General features: G+C 67.9%; 18 protein-coding genes. 13 read left to right on the top strand and 5 right to left on the bottom strand.

Annotated elements, in window-relative coordinates:
• Positions 1-111 precede the first annotated feature (111 nt).
• Entirely contained in the window at positions 112-882 is a 771-nt protein-coding gene (locus ACIGDI_RS00720; protein WP_399888538.1) for a class E sortase, read from the bottom strand.
• A gap of 251 nt (positions 883-1,133) precedes the next feature.
• Between ACIGDI_RS00720 and ACIGDI_RS00715 the strand changes: the two genes are divergently transcribed.
• From ACIGDI_RS00715 to ACIGDI_RS00685, 7 genes are all read left to right on the top strand, one after another.
• Positions 1,134-2,606, top strand: coding sequence for a beta-1,6-galactanase (locus ACIGDI_RS00715; protein ID WP_399888535.1), 1,473 nt, complete (start codon positions 1,134-1,136; stop codon positions 2,604-2,606).
• Positions 2,607-2,746: 140 nt separating this feature from the next.
• Entirely contained in the window at positions 2,747-3,940 is a 1,194-nt protein-coding gene (locus tag ACIGDI_RS00710) for an MFS transporter (protein WP_399888532.1), read from the top strand.
• A gap of 60 nt (positions 3,941-4,000) precedes the next feature.
• On the top strand, positions 4,001-5,011 hold the full coding sequence (locus ACIGDI_RS00705) for a hypothetical protein (protein ID WP_399888529.1): 1,011 nt from the start codon (positions 4,001-4,003) through the stop codon (positions 5,009-5,011).
• A 575-nt stretch (positions 5,012-5,586) separates the two neighbouring features.
• Positions 5,587-7,140 carry an ATP-binding protein gene (locus ACIGDI_RS00700; protein WP_399888526.1) on the top strand — a complete coding sequence of 518 codons (1,554 nt, stop codon included), beginning with the start codon at positions 5,587-5,589 and terminating at the stop codon, positions 7,138-7,140.
• A 61-nt stretch (positions 7,141-7,201) separates the two neighbouring features.
• Positions 7,202-10,195 carry a Z1 domain-containing protein gene (locus ACIGDI_RS00695; RefSeq protein WP_399888523.1) on the top strand — a complete coding sequence of 998 codons (2,994 nt, stop codon included), beginning with the start codon at positions 7,202-7,204 and terminating at the stop codon, positions 10,193-10,195.
• A gap of 52 nt (positions 10,196-10,247) precedes the next feature.
• The gene (locus tag ACIGDI_RS00690; protein WP_399888520.1) at positions 10,248-11,267 is read left to right on the top strand and encodes a NaeI family type II restriction endonuclease; all 1,020 of its coding nucleotides are present in this window, start codon (positions 10,248-10,250) and stop codon (positions 11,265-11,267) included.
• A 36-nt stretch (positions 11,268-11,303) separates the two neighbouring features.
• Positions 11,304-11,777, top strand: a complete 474-nt coding sequence (locus tag ACIGDI_RS00685; RefSeq protein ID WP_399888517.1) for a very short patch repair endonuclease — start codon at positions 11,304-11,306, stop codon at positions 11,775-11,777.
• Here the strand turns inward: ACIGDI_RS00685 and ACIGDI_RS00680 are convergent.
• Complete coding sequence (locus tag ACIGDI_RS00680) at positions 11,774-12,940, bottom strand: DNA cytosine methyltransferase (protein WP_399888514.1); 1,167 nt, start codon at positions 12,938-12,940, stop codon at positions 11,774-11,776. The genes ACIGDI_RS00685 and ACIGDI_RS00680 overlap by 4 nt on opposite strands.
• A 161-nt stretch (positions 12,941-13,101) precedes the next feature.
• On the opposite strand from ACIGDI_RS00680, the gene ACIGDI_RS00675 reads away from it, so the two are divergent.
• The 4 genes from ACIGDI_RS00675 to ACIGDI_RS00660 all read left to right on the top strand — a co-directional run bounded on the left by ACIGDI_RS00675 (position 13,102) and on the right by ACIGDI_RS00660 (position 16,301).
• Positions 13,102-13,851 carry an HNH endonuclease gene (locus ACIGDI_RS00675; RefSeq protein ID WP_399888511.1) on the top strand — a complete coding sequence of 250 codons (750 nt, stop codon included), beginning with the start codon at positions 13,102-13,104 and terminating at the stop codon, positions 13,849-13,851.
• Positions 13,852-14,045: 194 nt separating this feature from the next.
• Entirely contained in the window at positions 14,046-14,396 is a 351-nt protein-coding gene (locus ACIGDI_RS00670; protein ID WP_399888508.1) for a DUF1330 domain-containing protein, read from the top strand.
• A gap of 247 nt (positions 14,397-14,643) precedes the next feature.
• Positions 14,644-15,771: a DNA gyrase subunit B gene (locus ACIGDI_RS00665; protein WP_399888505.1), complete on the top strand. Its 1,128-nt coding sequence runs from the start codon at positions 14,644-14,646 to the stop codon at positions 15,769-15,771.
• Positions 15,772-15,797: 26 nt separating this feature from the next.
• Positions 15,798-16,301 (top strand): GNAT family N-acetyltransferase, encoded by a 504-nt coding sequence (locus ACIGDI_RS00660; RefSeq protein ID WP_399888502.1) that lies wholly within the window; start codon positions 15,798-15,800, stop codon positions 16,299-16,301.
• Between the two features lie 19 nt (positions 16,302-16,320).
• Here the strand turns inward: ACIGDI_RS00660 and ACIGDI_RS00655 are convergent, their stop codons facing one another.
• Positions 16,321-16,749: a MarR family winged helix-turn-helix transcriptional regulator gene (locus tag ACIGDI_RS00655; RefSeq protein ID WP_399888500.1), complete on the bottom strand. Its 429-nt coding sequence runs from the start codon at positions 16,747-16,749 to the stop codon at positions 16,321-16,323.
• Positions 16,750-16,811: 62 nt separating this feature from the next.
• Here ACIGDI_RS00655 and ACIGDI_RS00650 point away from each other — a divergent pair, with 62 nt between their 5' ends.
• Positions 16,812-17,552: an alpha/beta fold hydrolase gene (locus ACIGDI_RS00650; RefSeq protein ID WP_399888497.1), complete on the top strand. Its 741-nt coding sequence runs from the start codon at positions 16,812-16,814 to the stop codon at positions 17,550-17,552.
• A gap of 6 nt (positions 17,553-17,558) precedes the next feature.
• Here ACIGDI_RS00650 and ACIGDI_RS00645 read toward each other — a convergent pair whose 3' ends face one another.
• Complete coding sequence (locus tag ACIGDI_RS00645) at positions 17,559-18,014, bottom strand: DUF2267 domain-containing protein (RefSeq protein WP_399888494.1); 456 nt, start codon at positions 18,012-18,014, stop codon at positions 17,559-17,561.
• A 120-nt stretch (positions 18,015-18,134) separates the two neighbouring features.
• Complete coding sequence (locus tag ACIGDI_RS00640; protein WP_399888492.1) at positions 18,135-18,563, bottom strand: Hsp20/alpha crystallin family protein; 429 nt, start codon at positions 18,561-18,563, stop codon at positions 18,135-18,137.
• A 173-nt stretch (positions 18,564-18,736) separates the two neighbouring features.
• Between ACIGDI_RS00640 and ACIGDI_RS00635 the strand changes: the two genes are divergently transcribed.
• Positions 18,737-19,039 (top strand): hypothetical protein, encoded by a 303-nt coding sequence (locus tag ACIGDI_RS00635; protein WP_058925068.1) that lies wholly within the window; start codon positions 18,737-18,739, stop codon positions 19,037-19,039.
• Positions 19,040-19,215 lie beyond the last annotated feature (176 nt).

Raw genomic sequence — 19,215 nt, 5'->3', positions numbered from 1 at the left:
GGGCGTGCTTGGTGTTGGGGCCGTGGGCGGCCGTCTTCCCCGCGGGCGCAAGGAGACGACCGGGCACGGCCGTGGCGCGCCGGTCGACCGGGTCGTAGGCGGCGGCCGTCCTCACCGCGGACGCATGGAGACGAGCCTGCCCCACACCACCAGGCGGTAGCGGGACGTGAACTCGGGTGTGCAGGTCGTCAGCGTGATGTAGTAGCCCGGCTCGCTGTACCCGTACCCGGGCCTGACGACGGAGCGCGGAATCGCCCGTACGACCCCGGAGTCACGCGCCGAGGTCTGCGGCAGCGTCCGGTCGACGGCGTACGTGTAGGTCGCGCCGCTCGTCTCCACCTCCACCAGGTCCTTCGGCCGCAGCCGGTTGATGTACCGGAACGGCTCGCCGTGGGTGTTGCGGTGCCCCGCGACCGCGAAGTTGCCCGCCTGGCCCGGCTGTTGGGTGCCGATGTAGTGGCCGACGTAGCCCTTGTTCAGGACGTTCTGCTTGCTGACGCCCTCGGCGACCGGGACGCGCAGACCGAGGCGGGGGATGACGAGGACGGCGTAGGCCTGGGACCGGACGGGGCGTGAGGGCCGGACGGTGCCGGCCTGTCCGCGGACACGGGCGCCGCCCGCCTCCCGGGCCGGCGGCGACGAGGCGGCCGTACCGGAGCCCCCGTGACCCCCTCCGTCGGCGGCACCCCATTCCCGCTCCAGCGCCTGCACCTTGTGCTCGGCGCCGCGCCTGGCCTCACGGTTGGTCCACCACAGCTGATGCACGACCAGCAGCAGAAGCACCAGGCCCGCGGTGACGAGGACCTCGCCACCGGTCCACAGCGCACGGCGCCGCCGGAGCGACCGCCGCAGGCCGCTGTGCTGCACGACGGGAACCCGCATCCGCACGCCTCGCCTCCCGGCCCGGCACCGAGCCGCCCGCACGATAGGCGCAGGGCCTTCAACTCACCAGCGCCAGGCGCCGTTCGACCCTTCGTACACAGGTTTTAGAAAGTGCTGTCGCAACCCTCGACAACCCCACGCGGCACACCCGATGCTTCGTCGTGGCATGCACGGGACACGCCACCCCGCCGGGTCGCGCGCCGGCTCAGGGACCGGCCCGAACACCCGTCGAACGAAGCGGAGCAGAAGCCATGATCCGACGCAGAACCCTGCTGACAGCGGCCGGCGGCGCCGTCCTGGGCAGCGCCCTCGCCACCGGCACCGCACGCGCCGACGCCGCGATCGCCGTCTCCCCCGGCACCTCCTACGGCACCTGGGAGGGCTGGGGCACCTCCCTGGCCTGGTGGGCCAACGTCTTCGGCGCCCGGGACGACTTCGCCGACATCTTCTTCACCACCAAGTCGACGACCTACAACGGCACTTCGCTCCCCGGCCTCGGCCTGAACATCGCCCGCTACAACCTGGGCGCTTGCAGCTGGAACAGCGTGAGCGGCGCGAGCATGGTCGCCTCCGCCAACATCCCCTCCTTCAAGCAGATCGAGGGCTACTGGCAGGACTGGAACAACGAGGACCCCACCTCCTCGGCCTGGAAGTGGACGGCGGACGCCACCCAGCGCGCGATGCTGACGAAGGCGGTGGCCCGCGGCGCGACCACCGAGCTCTTCGCCAACTCCCCCATGTGGTGGATGTGTCTGAACCACAACCCCTCCGGCGCCTCCGACGGCGGCAACAACCTCCAGTCCTGGAACTACCGCCAGCACGCCTCCCACCTCGCCGCGGTCGCGCTCTACGCCAAGAACAACTGGGGCGTGAACTTCGCGACGGTCGAGGCCTTCAACGAGCCCTCCTCGTCGTGGTGGACGGCCACCGGCACCCAGGAGGGCTGCCACATGGACGCGACGGTCCAGTCGGCCGTACTGCCGTACCTGCGCAGCGAGTTGGACAAGCGCGGCCTGACGGGCACCAAGATCTCCGCGTCCGACGAGACGAGCTACGACCTGGCCCGCACCACCTGGAACTCCTTCAGCTCGACGACGAAGGGGTACGTGAACCGGGTCAACGTCCATGGCTACCAGGGCTCCGGCGGTCGCCGCGACCTGCTCTACACCGACGTCGTCACCACGGCGGGCAAGGCCCTGTGGAACTCGGAGACCGGCGACAACGACGGCACCGGCTACACCCTCGCCTTCAACCTCCTCTACGACTTCCGCTGGCTGCACCCGACCGCCTGGGTCTACTGGCAGGTCATGGACCCCTCCACCAACTGGGCGATGATCGCGTACGACGCGAGCACGCTGCAGGCGGGCGCGGTGCAGACGAAGTACTACACAATGGCCCAGTTCAGCCGCCACATCCGACCCGGCATGAAGATCCTCGACACGGGCGTGAGCAACGCCGTGGCCGCCTACGACTCCTCGGCCAGGCGCCTGGTGATCGTGGCCCTGAACACCTCCACGTCCGCGCAGACGTTCACCTTCGACCTCTCCAAGTTCACGACGGTGACCGGCGGTTCGGGCGGCCTGGTGCCGCGCTGGAACACGGTGACGACGGGCGGCGACCTCTACCGGTCGTACTCGGACACCTACCTCAGCGGGAAGTCCGTGGCGGTGTCGGTGGCGGGCAAGGCGGTGCAGACCCTGCAGATCGACGGAGTGACGATCTGACGCGGGAGGACTCCGACGCGGGGGCGCGGGTGTGGGCGCGGGCGCGGGCCGGAACGCCGACCGGTCCGCGGTCCGCGGATATGCCGGCCGGTCCGCGGTCCGCCGATACGTCCGCCGGTCCACATCCACGGTCAGCCCGTATGCCGGCCGGGCTGGTCGCGCTGGCCCTCGGCGGCTTCGGCATCGGCCTGACCGAGTTCGTGATCGCCGGACTGCTGCCGCAGGTGGCCCGCGACTTCGACGTCTCCGAGGCCGCGGCGGGCCGGCTGATCTCGGGATACGCCCTGACCGTCGCGGTCGGCGCGATCGCGGTGACGGCCGCGACGGCGAGGCTGCCCCGCAAACCGGTCCTGACGGGCCTGGTGGTCCTGTTCGTCGCAGGGAACATGACGTCCGCCCTCGCCCCCGGCTACCGGGTGATGCTCCTGGGCCGCGTGGTCGCCGCCCTCTGCCACGGCACCTTCTTCGGCCTCGGCTCCCTGGTGGCGCGCCGCATGGTCGCTCCGGAACGGGCGTCGAGGGCGGTGGCGGTGATGTTCGCGGGCCTGACGGTGGCCAACGTACTGGGCGTCCCCTTCGGCGCCCTGATCGGCGACCGCTGGGGCTGGCGGGCGACGTTCTGGGCGATCACGGGGGTCGGGGTCGTGGCGGCGGCGGCGATCGCGGTACTGGTACCGGGATGGGCGGGCAGACCCGGCCCGGGCGAGGACGAGCTCACCGCCCTCCCGGCCCAACTCCGATCCCTGCACTCCCGCCAGGTGCTGCTGACCCTGACCGCCACGGCTCTCGGCTACGGAGGGATGTTCGGCGCCTTCAGCTACATCGCGTACACCTTCACCGAGGTCACGGGGTTTTCGGACACGGACGTGGCCTGGCTCCTGGTGGTCTACGGCAGCGGACTGGTCGTGGGCAACATCGCGGGCGGCGGGGCGGCGGACCGGAACCGCGACCGCGCCCTGCTGGTGTCCCTGGCCGCGCTCACGGCGACCCTCCTGGCGCTGGGCCTGCTGGCCGGCAGCCCGGTGGCGGCCGTACTCCTCACCTTCCTCCTGGGCGTGTCCGGCTTCGCCTCCGTGCCGGGCCTGATCACCCGCGTCACGGACGCCGCCCACGGAGTCCCGCTCGCGGCCGCCGCCAACGTCTCGGCGTCGAACGTGGGCAACGCGCTCGGCGCATGGCTGGGCGGCGCGGCGATCAGCGCGGGGCTGGGCTACACGGCACCGCTGTACGTGGGCGCGGGCATCGTGCTGGCCGGCCTGCTGACGATGGCCTGGGCGGCACGCGAGCCGGGTAGCCCGCCGCTGAGTCGTCGTGAGCCCGTGCCTCGCCGCTGAGGCGTCCCTTGACCAGCAGAGACCTCTTCATCGTCACCGATGGGCAGTACGGTTTCCCTCATGCGCCCCGACACGCCTGCCGAGAACGTCGACCACACCGCCGAAGCGGCCCGCCTGGAGCGAACCGCCGGCCTGTATCCCGAGGACGCCGAGGCCCTGCTCCTCCAGGCCGCGGCCCACCTGGAGCTGTCCGGCGACCGCCCCGCCGCGACCACCCTCTACGACCGCCTGCTCTCCTCCGCGGACGGCCTGGAGAACCCCTATCTGGTACGGGCCCTGAAGGCCTCCAACCTCTGGGAGTACGGCCACGAGGCCGAGGCCCGCGCGATCATCACCGGCATCCGTGCGGCAGCACCCCGCGACCCGGCGCCCTGGGTGATCGTGGCGGAGTCCCTGGAGGCGCACGACGAGCTGGAAGCGGCCCACGAGATGTTCTCGGAGGGCGCCCGGCTGCTGCTGACGGACGGGGCGGAACCCCCGTACTCGACGCACCCACTGCTGTTCGGCCGCCACCGGGTGCGCCGCATGCTCGGAGTGGCGCACGACGACTGGGACGTCCTGGCCGACACCCTCTCCTCGTCACCGGTCCCCCTGGACGAACTGCACGACCCCAAGCGGGTGTGGTCCCTGGGCTCGGACAACCCGGCGGAACTGGAGGCGGAGATCTCCCGCCTGCGCGCGGAGCTCGGCACCTACCGGGAGGCCCTGTCCCGCCCGTTCCCGGTGGCGGTCCTGCACTGGCCGGAGGACGAGCTGAGGGAGCTGGTGGGCGCCTATCCCACGCTGGCCGACGAATACCCCTCCCACGAGGCCCACCTCGCGACCATAGAGGCCTCCCTGCGCGAACTGGCCGCCAGCGGCACGCCGAACCTCGGCATCGTCACGGGCACAGTGCCGTCGTACGAGGCCTTCGCAGCCTCGGAGGCCACGTCCCCGTCCGACACGGACCTGCTCCCGCAGTACGCGACGACACTTGCGGCCCGCGGGCGCGCTGTGGAGTGGCCGCCGCAGCGGGGGGCGGAGTGTTGGTGTGGGTCGGGGCGGGTTTATGAGGGGTGTCACGGGGCGTAGTCGCCTCGCGCTGCAACGCCCGTACACCGGAGCGCCCTTGCGGCCGCTCAGCGACCCCGGCATACCACCACAGGCAGACGCGCCTCCGATCCCGGCCCAATGGACGACGCGCGTCTGCCCCTACGCCTCTGCCGCCCACTTTCCCCGGGCCGCCCGCTCGCTTCTCACCCGTGCTGGAGCGGCCTGGGTCAAGGGTGGCGGAGGGGCCCTCTCCGAGGGCGACGCTGTCGCCCTGTAGGCAGGCCGCGGAGGCACGACAGTGCAAGGAAGCGGGCGGCCAACGCCGACCAGGCAGAAGACGGGGTCGGATATCCGCGCCCAGAACCTGATCTTGCGGCCCGAGCCGTCCGCAGCGCATGCCCGCAGGTCTGTCCATGAGCTGCGGGCAAACACTCCGCCCCTTTTCAATCGATTGTTCCCATCACACCAAAACGCAGGACAGATAAGGGACTTATCGACCCACTTCAACGTTCTACCTCCTCCTATGTCCCACCTTTGCAGTACGGTCACATTTACCGTCTGAGCTGAAGGGCGACGCCTCCGGAGTAGCCCTGACCTGTGCACTTGAGGAACCGATGCCCTACGAGCCCGGCACCGTCTGGCAGTACGACGTCCCCACGTCCGGCAGCACGCATCTGCCGCCGGACGCCGGCTATGGCAGAGCACTGACCAATCAGGGCTACGGCTTCGAAGTAGCCGTAGCGGACCTGATCGACAACTCGATCGACGCAGGCGCAGACAAGATAGTGGTGCACTTCCTGCGTGACGCCGAGCGGATCCTGACCCTGCTGATCATCGACAACGGCAAGGGAATGGACGAGTCCGGGCTAGATGATGCGATGACGGTCGGAAGGCGTCGCAGCTACGGCGACCATGCCCTCGGCATGTACGGCACCGGCCTGAAGGCGGCATCCCTCTCGCATGCTTCGTCCCTCACTGTAGTCAGCCGCACGAAACGCAGCCGTGCCGCGGGCCGCCGCCTCACCGCGGAGGGGATTGAGGACGGCTTCCGTTGTGACACCGTCGACCCTCGCTATGCACAGGATCTCGTCGACCGGTACGACGGCATCATCGAGTGGCACGGCACAGTCGTGCGGTGGGATCAGGTGCGCGCGTTCGAGACAGTGACGCCCGGACAGGGCGACCGATATCTGTCCCAGGCGATCGCCCGCCTGGAGACCCACCTCGGTCTCTACCTGCACCGCTTTCTGCAGCGCGGTCTTCAACTGGACATCGCGGTATGGGATGTGAGCAGCAGCGCGAACGAGCTCGGCGAAGAAGTCGACCACATCGCCGTAGAGGCGCTGGACCCCTTCGGGTACAAGGTGCCTGGAAGGAAGGGCTATCCGAGGCAGTTCACCGCGCCCGTGGAGGGCATCGGGGACATGCGCCTGACGGCCCACATCTGGCCGGCGAAGTCCAAGCAGGCGGGCTTCCGGCAGATCGGTGCGCTCGCAGAGCGCCAGGGTTTCTACTTCTACCGGAACGACCGCCTCGTCCAGGCGGGAGGCTGGAATGGCCTGCGCAACCCCGAAGGACACCTCGTCCTAGCCCGGGTGGCCGTGGACCTCCCCGCACACGAGAACAGCGTCTTGAGCCTCGACGTGAAGAAGGAAAGGATCACGGTCACGCCCGCCTTCACTCTCGGCATCGACAAGGCGGTGGATTCCAGTGCCAACACGTTCCATCAGTACCTCGATGACGCCGAGGCCGCCTATCGCGACGGCTCTAGGCGCACGGAAGTCGTCCGTAAGCCGGTTACTCCTCCCGGCAAGGGGATCGATCCGAAGGTGAAGCGGGTGATCAAGGAAGAACTGCCGGAGAAGGGGGGCGAGGAACCCATCACGTTCACCTGGGCAGCGCTTCCCCGCGACCGCTTCTTCGACCTGGACCGCGAGAACAACCGTGTCATCCTCAACAAGGACTTCCGCGAGGACTTCAACGACGGGCGGCGTGGTGGCTCGAACGACGCTCCGGTCACAAAAACCCTGCTGTACTTGCTCCTTGAGGACTGTTTCGGCCTCGGAAGATGGGAGCGCAGCCGCCAGGACCGCGTGGACTACTGGAACACCATCCTTCTGGCTTCTGCGGAAGCACATCGCGCTCGGCGCACGCAGACATTCCAATGACCGCCGCATGCACTCACGATGGCCCCTCCCTTCCCCGCCAACCGCTGATTGAGGCCCGCACATGAGCTCTACCCCAGCCGACGTTCTGCTGGACATCCATGCTTCCGCTCTGGCAGGCATGATCAGCAGCCCCAAGCATTTCGAGCGCTGGGCCGCGCTAGCCGCTGACGAGGACTATCCGGACGCCGACTTCAGCGAAGAGCGCTTCCACGAAAGTCTGGTCAGCGCGAACGAGGCACTCACAGCCCTCTGGAGCCGCCATCTCACCGCATGGGACTTCGCGGAAGAACCTCACTGGGCGCTGGGCACCCCTGCCCGCACCGACGAACGACGGGCGGTCGTCTACGACCGGCTCAAATTCGGCAGCGACCTCCGGAAGGCGCTGGACCATGCCGTTCCCGTCGCGAAGCTTGCCGGCCCCACTGTGATCACTCGCGAGTTCACCCCCTGGTACACCGCGGAGCGAAGGGCTGCCCGTTCCTTCTACTGGAAGTCGTACGAAGGAAAGCTCCGTGCCAAGGGCTGGTCTGACGCGGCAATAGCCAGCCTGGACGAGGCGAGCCGAGCGGTCGTCGAACGCCTTACCGATCCCGAACAGTCCGCAGCCCGCCAGGCTAAGGGGCTGGTCGTGGGATATGTCCAGTCGGGCAAGACGGCCAACTTCACTGGAGTCACCGCAAAGGCGATCGACGCCGGCTACCGCCTCGTCATCGTCCTCGGCGGAACGCTCAACCTCCTGCGCGCACAAACCCAGCGCCGCCTCGACATGGAGCTGATCGGCCAGGAGAACATCCTGCGGGGCGCCGACATCAACGACTTGGACTCCCTCGTCGGCGTCGACTACGTCAGCGACGACGACGCCGACTGGCCCGACTTCGTCCAGCACGGCGGGCGCCCCTCAACCCTGGGCGCCTTCGACATCGAACGCTTGACGACCCGGGACAAGGACTACAAGAGCCTTGCCCAGGGCATCCGCGCCCTGGAGTTCGAGAAGCGCGAACCGACTCGCCCCCTGCATGCGCCGGCGAACCTCCATCACGCCGCGGCCCGAGTGCTGGTGGTGAAGAAGAACAAGCCTGTCCTCACCAAACTCGTCAAGGACCTCAAGCAGATTCACGGCCTCCTCGGTGAACTTCCTGCCCTGATCATCGACGACGAGTCCGACCAGGCTTCCGTGAACACCCTGGACCCGAAGAAGTGGGAGGCCGGCAGCACCGAGCGCACCGCTATCAACGGGCTGATCTCGCAGCTGCTGAAGCTGCTCCCGCGGGCGCAGTACGTGGGGTATACGGCAACCCCTTTCGCCAACGTTTTTGTTGACCCCGGAGACGAAGAGGACATCTTCCCGAGTGAATTCCTGATCTCGCTCCCCCGCCCGGCCGGATACATGGGCGCTCATGACTTCCACGATCTGGACTCGCCGGTGGCGGAAGACGAGCGGACATTCGCCAACTCGCAGGAGAAGGCACATGTCCGGGGTATCTATGACTCCACCGGTGACCGCCTCCAAGAAGCTATGGATGCCTTCGTTCTGTCGGGTGCCCTCAAGCTCTACCGAGCCGCTCACGGTGTTGCGGAAGCCCCGTTCCGGCACCACACGATGCTTGTGCATCAGTCCGTACGCAAGGACGATCACGCCGAACTCGCGTTGCGCATCAACTCCATGTGGCACCAAGCGGGATACAGCTCCTCGGCTGGCCATGAGCGTCTTGCCTCTCTATGGGCAGCAGACTTCATCCCGGTGAGCGAGGCACGTGCGTCTGATCTCCCCGCGCCGGCGTCCTACGAAGAGCTGCGCCCATACGTGAGCGAGGCACGGCGACGCATCGGTTCGAACGGCCAGCCGGTCATCGTCGTGAACGGCGACAGCGACAGCTACTTCGATCAGCTCGACCTCGACTTCGACAGGACTCCGCATATCTGGAAGATCCTGGTCGGCGGTACGAAGCTATCGCGTGGCTTCACCGTGGAGGGCCTGACCATCACCTACTACCGGCGCACCACTCAGCAGGCAGACACGCTGATGCAGATGGGGCGTTGGTTCGGGTTCAGGCCGGGGTACCGGGACCTGGTGAGGCTCTACATCGGGCGGGATGAGCCCTTCGGCCGCAACAAGACCGCAGATCTGTACGAGGCGTACGAAGCGATCTGCCGGGACGAGGAAACCTTCCGAGAGCAGCTGGCCCGATATGCGGTGGTGGTCGACGGACAGCCCCAGCTGACGCCCATGGAGGTGCCTCCTCTGGTCGCACAGCACCTGCCCTGGGTCAGGCCGTCCGCACGGAACAAAATGTTCAACGCGGAACTTGTGGAGATCCGGTCTCCTGGGCGCCCCATCGAGCCTGCTTCGTACCCGCTCGACAACAGCGCGGCTCACAAGCGGAACACGGAGCGCTGGCGGCCGCTGCTGGACAGGCTCGGCACGACGCCGGTGTCCTTCAGCAATCCGCCGGACAGCTCCAGTTCGCTGACGCGCACCTTCGAAGCACTCACCGGGATCATCCCTCACGCTGATCTCCTGGACGTGCTCTCCCAACTTGAGTGGGAGCGCCCGCGATACTTCGACCCCCACCTGACATATCTGAGGCAGCTCGACGGCTCGCTGGCCACAGTCGACGACTGGCTGCTCGTATCGCCGCGACTGGCCTCGAACAAGCGTGTCGAAGCAGGCATCCTCGGTTCCGTCCCGCTGTCCCTGGTCCGACGGAAGCGGCAGGCAGGCAAGACGTCCTTCGGCCGCATTGCCAGCGTTGAGCACCGCACGGCCGCACAGCATCTCATCGACAACGCGGCCCCAGCACTCGGCCTGCACCCGGACCAGAATGCCGGAGTCGGCCCCACCACCGGGGTCATCCTTCTGTACCCGGTCGTCGACGGTGACAGCCACAGCGACGTCCACGCCGTGGTACGCAACGGCTCGGCTGACCCGTCAAAGATCGTGATGGCCTTCACCCTGATTCCGCCGGCATCCGCCATGAGCGGGGACCGACGTCTCGTGCGATTCCGCGCGAAGGACTCCCGTCACCTCAACGACGCTACGATTCCGGCTAGTTAGCCTGCACCCCAGCTTGCCGCCAGTGTCACGTTAGTCGCACAGGGATGACAATTTGCTACCGTTCGAAGCAGACGACGCAAAAGCTGCGACCTGGATCGCCAACCAAGAACTTCTAAAACTGGATCCCGAACTCAAGGAAGTCGCTGAGCATATACGCTCCCTCGATCCGACTGGGCAACGATTCGCTTCTGTCCTCCGCGAAACAATCGACCAGCTGCTCAACGGAGAGGCTACGGGACGGTTCGCCTGGAAGCAGCTCTTCAAGACCGAAAAAACTCACGCCGGCACCCTTGTAGAAATCAATCTGCAACGGGAGTTTCGATTCGCCGACGGCGGGGACGTCGGTGACGACAGTAAACACCCTATGGACTACCGGATCCTCGGCATCGACGTTGACTGCAAGTTCTCTCAGGATTTCGGCGGATGGATGATACCGCCAGAAGCTGTGGGCTACCTCTGTCTCTTGGTGTGGGCGGACGACTACAAGAGCTGCTGGAGTGCCGGACTTTTCCGAGTGCGAGAAGAGTGGCTCAACACGGGCAGCAATCGCGACAAGAAGCTGACACTGAAAGCAGAGTACCGAAAGAGCAAAGTACTTTGGATCTGGCACGAGGCGAAACTTCCTCAGAATGTTCTTCTGCACCTCCCAGAATCCACACGAAAACAAATCCTCCTCGAAGGACCGGGTAAAGGTCAGCGGCGAGTCATCGAATTGTTCAGAAGGGTACAGAATCGCCGCATTGGGCGCGGCGCCGTTCGTACCGCAGCGCAACAACTCGACTACATGGCACGTATCCGGGAGGGGGAGTACCGGGCTCGAACGGTGCTGCGGAAGGAAGGCATCGTAATCGCTGGCCCTTACAGCAAGCACCGGGCCATCGCACAGCAGGTCGGGGCCGAAGTGCCACAGCGGGGAGAGTTTGTAAGCTTCCGGCTAGCTGAAGCCAAGCCCCATCACGGCAGCCGTCCGTCGGTCGAGTTGGAGGGACGTCGCTGGGTGCTTGCCACTTCAGATGATCCCAAGGAAACGGCACCGCGCCTCCCTAAGGTCACTGGCGAAGAAGAAGACTGACCAAGCAGGCCCGACCGGGGAGGTTGAGGAGGCAGGATGGCCAGCAACGAGCCATGGGAACCCCCTGTGGGTTCCTGGGCCTCATCGGCTGCCCGCCGACGCAACATGCAGGCTATCCGCAGCCGCGATACGACACCTGAGCGCCTGATCAGACGGCTCGTCCACGCGCAGGGGCTCCGTTATCGGGTAGCGGCCAGGCCTCTTCCCGACCTTCGCCGGACTGCCGACATGGTCTTCCGTCCGGCGAAGGTGGCCGTCTTCATCGACGGCTGCTACTGGCACGGCTGCCCCGTGCACTACGTACCGCCGAAGACCAACCCGGGCTACTGGTCCGACAAGGTCGCCCGGAACATGGCCCGAGACCGGGACACCGACCAGCGGTTGGAAGAGGCGGGCTGGACGGTGCTCCGGTTCTGGGAGCATGAGCCTTCCGAGGACTGCGCCGCACGCATCGCGGCCGAAGTCGATAAGCGCCGCAGCGCAGCCCCGAAAGGGAAGCCGGACAACTAGCCCTTCTTCTGATCGCGCTCCCGAGCCGCCTTCAGCACCTCGATGATTGATTCGCCGATTGCCCGTGCCACAGGCGGCGGGAATGCGTTACCAACCTGCCGGTACTGAGCCGTCTTACCGCCGCTGAAGTCCCAGCGTGTCGGGAACCCCTGAATGATCGCGGCCTGACGCACTGTGAGCATCGGACCGTGGGCGCCGAACAGGTCCCTGTCCTCGGTACCCGTCGGCTTACCGTCCACGGGGGCGTTGGCTACGCCCATGCCCGAGACCCCCAGCGCTCGCCACGCCTTCTTTGCACGGCTGGGACCGAGATCGGCGCCGCCGTGCTTCTTGGAGCCGCCGACGAGAGTAGGAGCCACGTCCTTGTCGGCGGCCTCCTTCCATTCCTCGAAGACTCGCCGCGCCTGGGCGGCCAGAGGCCCCTTCTCGAACGGCTGGATACGCTCCCGCATTGTCTTCTCCAGCGCCTTGTAGACCGACACCCTCTCGGCGCTGGGTGCAGGAGCTTCATACTTCAGGTCCTTGAGCACATCCCTGCGGAAGGCAACGAGGATGGAACGGGGCCGAAGCTGTGGGACACCGAACTTCTCCGCCTCGTACACCTCCCAGCTCACAACCTCGTAGCCGGGCAGGCCATCGCTGGTCGGCTCCATCTCCTCCAGGCTGGCCCGGATCCGTGACCTGTAGTCATCGAATTTGGCATCCATGAGTCCACGGACGTTCTCGATCATCACGGCGCGAGGACGGATCTGCCCAGCAAGAGCCAGGATGCGAGGGAAGAGATCACGTTCGTCGTCTTCCCCGAGCTGCTTGCCAGCATGAGAGAACGGGGGGCAGGGCACGCCACCTGCCAGCAAGTCGACCTCACCGCGGCGATAGAGGCCGGCGCTCTTCTGCAGATCGCGCTCGGGCTCAAACTCCAGTACGTCTTGGCAGAGGACATCGCAGTTGTCGCGTTCCCAGTCCCACTTCGGGTGCACCTCGATGTTCTCGCGCAGTGTGGCCACGGCGTATCTGTCGATCTCGACCAGGGCCAGGTGCCCGAAGCCAGCCTGATGCAGACCGATGGCCTGCCCGCCGGCCCCAGCGCAGATCTCGATCGACGTGAACTCAGGCACTCGCGCCTCGATGGCGACCTGCTCGGGTTCCTTCGTGTGGGTCATGCCCCCTCCTTAAAGCCGTACAGCGGCAGACACATCTTGCAATCCACCATCACTGAGGGTGACAGACCCCACTGACAACGAGACCTCACCAAGTTTGCAGTACGTCCAGCAGTTCGCTGAACGCACCCTCTGCCATCCCGAACACTCATACGATATTGCCCATGCGGATACCTGCCTGGACCGAGGATGAACTTGTACTGGCCGGAGCACTTGTCGTGAAGAACGGCTGGCGAGAGCTTCGGACCAACGACCGCGAGGTCCAGGAGCTGTCGGAGCTGATCCGGTCGCTTCCTCTCCACACACCGGAGGAACGCGCCCTTCCCGGCTTCCGGTCGCCCGACAGCGTCAGTCGCAAGACCAGCGACTTCATGTCGAATCACAAGCTGTACACCGGCAAGCCCACCCGGTGCGGCAAGCCCACACTTCTCATGATCGAAGCCTTCACGGAGCGCGAGGCGGAGATGCTCAAGGCCGCCGAGGCTCTTGAGGAAGGCATCGCTTCCGGCGAGCTGTACACCATTCCCATACAGCTGGACGAGGTCGACGAGGCTGGCGCTACTGCCATCGAGGGGCGTCTGCTCGCTCGCCAAGCACTTGCCCGTGAGCGGGATCCGAAACTCCGTGCGCTGAAGATCAGGCAGGTCCGGCGCAGTGGGCAGCCGCTGCGCTGCGAGGTCTGCGACTTCGATTTCGCCCGCGTCTACGGAGACCTGGGCGAGGGTTACATCGAAGTGCACCACGTCACTCCCCTCTACATCTCCGGGACGCGGGAGACCAAGCTCGACGATCTCGCCTGTTTGTGCGCCAACTGCCACCGCATGTGCCACAGGAGCCGTCCCGGAGAATCCTGGCGCACACCGGCCGCTCTACGCGAGCACATACGCAAGTCGGCTCAGAGCGCCATCCACTAGGCCGCATCAAGAAAGAGGCCGACAACTCAGGATGTCAGCGTCGGCTCAGATGGTAATGCGGCGCTATCCCGGCGGTTCTGTCCCCGCTACCTGCGAGGTAATGGCGTCTACTCGGCGCACCTGCCACGATCGTCAACGCAAGACGACACAGCTTGTCGAACGCTTAGGAAGCACGACCGACCCGGGAGAACCCCATGCCCGCCTACGTCATAGGCCACCTCCAAGAAGCCGCCCCCCACCCCGAGATCGCCGAGTACATCGAGCGGATCAGCGGCACCTTCGAGCCGTACGGTGGGCGGTTTCTGGTGCATGCGGCGCAGCATGAGGTGAAGGAGGGGAGCTGGCCCGGGCATGTGGTGGTGATCGAGTTTCCGGGGATGGAGGAGGCGCGGGCCTGGTGGGACTCGGCCGCGTATCAGGAGATCGCGCCGTTGCGGTCACGGCACATCGTCGGGGACATCATCCTGGTGCCGGGCGTGCCCGAGGGGTACGACCCTGCGGCCACCGCGAAGGCGATGCGGGAGGGCATGGCCGAGCAGCGCTAGCGGGTCCTCGAGGGGCTTGGTGGTGACGGAAATTGGGGGCCTCAGGGGTGCCCAAGTTGGGGGCGTGCAGGGCTTCCGTGGGCCTGCGGGCGGGTGATGGACGTCGTCCGCCTCCACCCCGCCGACCGCCTCCTCGTAGCCGCACAGACGCCCGCCCACGCACTCTCCAAATCAACCCTGACCTGGTGTTTTACCGGATTCCCCATAGGCTGGGAACATCTGCCGGACGCCCAGGGGAGGGGTCTTCGTGAGCGGGGACGGCTTGGAGTACAGCGCTGCCGACATCGAGGTGTTGGAGGGGCGGGAGGCCGTTCGTAAGCGGCCGGGGATGTGGGTCGGTTCGGTCGGGGAACGTGGGCTGCATCAGGCCGTGTTCGAGGTCGTCGGCCGGGCCGTGAACGCCGTCCTGGCCCGGGGCGTCGGCTCCGTCGACGTCACGCTCACAGCCGACGGCGGCGTACGGGTCGTCGATGACGGGCCTGTGGTGCCCTTCGGCACCGACGCATCCCCCGGCCTTGACGCACAACTGACCTCGCTGCAAAGCGAGTCCGGACCCCGCGGTCAGTACCTCGCGCTCCTGGCTCCCCTGGCAGTCGGCCCCTTCGTCACCAACGCCCTGTCGGGCCGGCTGACGGCGGACGTGCGGTACGGCGGTCGGCGGCACGTCCGGGAGTACGTGCGCGGGATTCCCGTCGGCGCGTCCGAGGAGGCCACGCCCGCATCCCGCGACGGTACGACCATCGCCTTCTGGCCCGACACCGGAATCTTCGAGACGACGGCGTGCTCGTTCGCGGTGCTCGCGGAGCGTTTCCGGCAGGTGGCCTTCCTCAACCGGGGGCTGGCCGTCTCCCTGACCGACGAACGCCCGGCCGGCGGCCCCCGAGCGGTGCGGTTCCGCTGGCCGGACGGGGTGCGGGACTTCGTGGCGGCTCTTGAGGCGGAGGCGGGAGCGAAGCTCGGTCCGGACGTCGTCGGCTTCGAGCGGGAGGACCTTCGGATGGCGGGGACGATGGAAGTCGCCTTCGTGTGGGGCGGCTTGAGCGCAACTCGGGTGCGGGGCTTCGTCAACGGCATGTGCACACCGGAGGGCGGCACCCACGTGGACGGCTTCCGCGAGGGCGTTACGGCCGCGATCAACTCGTACGCCCCCGGTCTCGCTCCCTCCCGAGTCGACGAGTTGATGACGGCGGTCGTGTCGGTGAAGCTGGACCGTCCCGAATTCCTCGGCGCCACACGTGAGTTGCTGGGTAACACGGAGGTACGCGACTGTGTCGCGGAGGCTGTCCGCGAGCATGTAGGCGCCTGGTTCGAGGAGAACCCGGAGCGGGCCGCGGAGGTCGTCCGGCGGGTCGTCCGGGACGGCGCACCCGACTGAACGACAGCCCTTCGTAATCTGGTGCCGTGCCCGCACACGACAGCCCCATCACAGTCCTGCGCCCCGCAGCCCCCGCCGACGTGCCGGCCATCGCCGCCATCTGGCGGTCCGGCTGGCGCGACGGCCATCTGGGGCATGTGCCCGATGAGTTGGTCGCCGTCCGTACGCCCGAGTCCTTCGCCGCCCGTGCCGCCGAGCGGGTTGCGGACACCGTCGTCGCGGTGGCGGGTGGAGAGGTCGCCGGGTTCGTCGTGGTCGTCGGCGACGAGGTCGAGCAGCTTTATGTGGCGGCCGGCCACCGGGGGGCCGGCGTGGCGGGTGCGCTCCTGGCGCGTGCCGAGGAGGTCGTACGGCGGCGGGGGCACCGTCGGGCGTGGCTCGCCGTCGTCGCCGGGAACGCTCGCGCGCGGCGGTTCTACGAGCGTCAGGGCTGGGGCGACGAGGGGCCGTTCGACTATCCGGCGGAGGGGCCGGACGGGCCGGTCATCGTGCCGTGTCATCGGTACACCAAGGGCCCGCTCCCCAGCTGATCCGGAAGGCCCCCGCGCGTCAGGGCGTCGGCTCGTGCAGGCGCTGGAGCAGCTTCAGCAGCGTCCCTCGCTCCCCCTCGTCCAGCCCGGCGAAGCACTCCTCCAGCACCGCGTCCGCCACCGCGTGGCCGGCCTCCAGGACGCGCTCCCCCGCCTGCGTCAGGTGGTGCTCGATACGGCGGCCCCGGCCCGGACGCCGGTCGACCAGCCCCTGTGCCGTCAGCCGGCCCACCAGCGTGCCGAAGGCCTGTTCGGTCTGGAAGGTTGCGGCGGCCAGCTCGCGGGCCGAGGCTCCCGGCGTACGGCCGATCGCGCGGAGGGCGTCCCACTGGGCGAGCGTGGTCCCGACCTCGGCCAACGCGCTGTCGAGCGCCCGGTGTTGGCGGTACTGGGTCTGCTTCACCGCCCGACCGAGAAGTTGCAGCTGAACGTGCAGGTCATCGCGCATGGGCCAAGCCTACCTCGTCGACTAAGCTAGCTTATATAAAGATGTTTAGTTACAGTGGTGCCATGACTACCGACGTGAAGACCTCAGAGACCGCCCGTCCCGTCCTCGTCCTCCACGGCGGCGGAGGCCCCGCCACCGTCGCGGGACTGGCCCAGCACTTCTCCTCGACCGGGGCGCCGACCATCGCCCCCGTCCACCCCGGCTGGGACGGGACCCCGCGCCCCGACTGGTGCACCGGCATCGACGACCTCGCCCTCACCTACCTGCATCTCCTGGAGGACAACGACCTCACCGACGTGGTGGTCGTCGGCTCCTCCCTCGGGGGATGGATCGCCGCCGAAATGGCCGTACGGGACAACGCGCGGCGCGTCGGCGGGCTCGTGCTGATCGACGCCGTCGGGATACACGTCGAGTCGGAGCCGATCACCGACTTCTTCGCCCTCGACCCGCGCGCCGCCGCCGAGTACTCCTGGCACGACCCGGACCGCTTCTACGTCGACCCCGCCGCCCTCCCCGCCGAGGAACTCGCCCGCCGCCAGGGGAACATGGCCACCATGCGGCTGCTCGCCGGCGACCCGTACATGCACGACCCCAAGCTGATGCGACGCCTGGGGCGGGTACGGCAGCCCACGCTGCTCGTCTGGGGAGAGAGCGACCGGATCGTGACACCGGAGTACGGGGCGGCGTACGCGAAGGCCTTCGGGAACGGACGGCTGGAGGTCGTACCCGAGGCGGGTCACCTTCCGCACGTCGAGCAGCCGGACGCCACCTTCTCCCTCATCGACGCCTGGCTGCGGGCCTAGGCCGACTCAGCCTCTCCTCGCGAGCTCCGCGCGGCCGAACAACAGGGCGTATCCAGTGGGCAGTTGGGCCAGGACGCGGTCGATCAGCCCGGGGGCGGCCTCCTCGACCAGTTCGCCCAGCACACTCAGTACCGAGCTGACGTCCCAGCGGGCGGTGGCCGGGGTGGCTCCCGGTATGCGGGCGGCCACCGAGTCCACGAACTCCGCGGCGGTCAGCGGGCGGGTGGCCGGTATCTGCCCGGCGACCACGCGGGCCGCCTCCTCGGGCAGGGCTCGGGCGAGGTCGACGCGCTCGTCTCCGACGACGTGTCCGCCGAGCGCCGACAGGACGACACGGGTGACGCGTTCCGCCTCGGCGCGGGTGGGGTACTGCCCCGACTCCCGGACTCCGTCGATCAGTCGACTCCACCGGGCCGCCGTGGTGGTCGTCGGGTTCGGGTCCAGGGTCGTCGCCGCACTCATCTGATGGCTCCTCCTCCGGTGCGCTGGGGTGTGCCGCGTCCCGCCGACGGTGCGCGGTCGGCGGGACGCCTGTAGCGGGATAGGGGATGTGGGACGCGGGATGTACGAACTGCCGCCGGACTAGTGGCCGATCTCCTTGCGTCCGCCGCCGCCTCCGCTGATCTGGATGCGGCGCGGCTTGGCCTGTTCGGCCACGGGGATGCGCAGTGTCAGGACGCCGGCCTCGTACGAGGCGTCGATACGTTCCGTGTCGAGGGTGTCGCCGAGGAAGAGCTGGCGGGTGCAGGTGCCCGTGGGACGCTCGGCGACGATCATCTCCGCACCCTCGGGGGCGGGGTTGCGGCGCTCGGCGCGGACGTTGAGGACGTGGCGCTCGACGTCGAGGTCGATCGTCTCGGGGTCGATGCCGGGGAGGTCGAAGTGGACGATGAAGTCGTCCCCGGACCGGTAGGCGTCCATCGCCATCGCGGCGGGACGGGCGGCCGTGGAGCCGAGGACCTGCTGCGCGAGACGGTCGAACTCGCGGAACGGGTCGGTACGCATGAGCATCACCGGTCACTCCTCTCATCAGGCGCTGAGGTGCGATGCCCTTACGACTTCTTATATAGCTCGGTGGAGGAAACTTGACAAGCCTGGACTCAGGTAAGGGCCCGGGCCGGGCGCGGATTAGCCTCGGGACAGATCGAGCGAATCGCTCGCATGCGCATCGCGAGGAGGCACACATGGCCAGGGTTCCCAGTGCGGCGGTGGCCGCGACCGGGCTCGTCGGCGGGTACGGGGTGGCCCGCTGGACGAAGAAGCGGCAGCTGGGCGGGGCCGTCCTGGCCGTCGCGGGGGCCGCGGCCGCGCAGCAGTGGCGGCAGCGGGCGGGCGGGAAGGCGGCCGGGGCGCTGACGGCCGCGTACGTCGCCGCGTTCGCCGGCTCGCATCCGCTGGCCAAGAAGGTGGGCGCCTGGCCGGCCGTGTTCGGAGTGGCGGGAGCGGTGGCGCTGGCCTCCTGGGCGGTGGCGGACCGGAACGCCTGAGTCCGCCGGGGGCGGCACATTTCGTTGTCGTCCGGGTCCCCTCGCGTCTCCTGGGCGTCCCCCGTCACCGGCATGCGAGGCGCCGGAGGCCTGCTCCTGCTGCGCCGCCGGAACCGGGTGCGCGGCGGCGGCACCGACGAGGCGCCGTCGCCGCAGTGACCGGGGGATGCGCAGCG

Origin of the sequence: Streptomyces sp. NPDC085900 (assembly GCF_044540925.1) — a bacterium.
Taxonomy (GTDB): domain Bacteria; phylum Actinomycetota; class Actinomycetes; order Streptomycetales; family Streptomycetaceae; genus Streptomyces; species Streptomyces gilvifuscus.
This window is presented reverse-complemented; position numbering and strand designations above follow the sequence as displayed.